At 35.8% G+C, this 562-nt stretch carries 1 pseudogene; it reads right to left on the reverse strand.

From position 1 onward, the window contains the following. Window positions 1-562, reverse strand: a pseudogene (locus tag E2B99_RS00005) (IS30-like element ISAba125 family transposase); the annotation flags it as partial.

Consider the following 562-nt stretch of genomic DNA (forward strand, 5'->3'; position numbering starts at 1 on the left):
TTCAATAAGTGTTGCTATCGAACTTTTATTGTCTTTACCTTTAATTAAATCAGCTTCCCAATGACCCGGTATTTTTCTTTCTTGAACTTCGGCTGGGCGCTCATGAATAGTTTTAATATCCTGTAATATAGAATCTTTTTTAGGTTCACCGTTAGCTTTTCGCTTTTTATTTTCATGACGTAGACAGGATAATAAGTCTTTTTTCAACTCACCCTTGGGTAATGCTCGTATCGTTGAATAAATCGTTGTATGGCTTACATTCATTGTTTGATCCAAATCAGGAAATGTCTTTAAACGCTTTGCTATTTGCTGAGGAGACCATAAACAACGGATCGCTTCAACAATAAATTTCCAGAGGATTGAATCGATTTTGAGTTTTCTGTGACCACGTCTACGTCTAGCAAAAGTGTTATCAGAAGCATATCGAGCTTGATAAACGTCATTGATGCTATTTCTTTTAAGCTCACGATAGATCGTACTAGGATGTCTTTTAATAAGTTCAGCAAATTTTCTGGCTGAAAAGCCTTCTTTTCTTGACTCAAGCATTAATGCAGTACGATCT

This window comes from Alkanindiges illinoisensis (assembly GCF_004377485.1).
Taxonomy (GTDB): domain Bacteria; phylum Pseudomonadota; class Gammaproteobacteria; order Pseudomonadales; family Moraxellaceae; genus Alkanindiges; species Alkanindiges illinoisensis_A.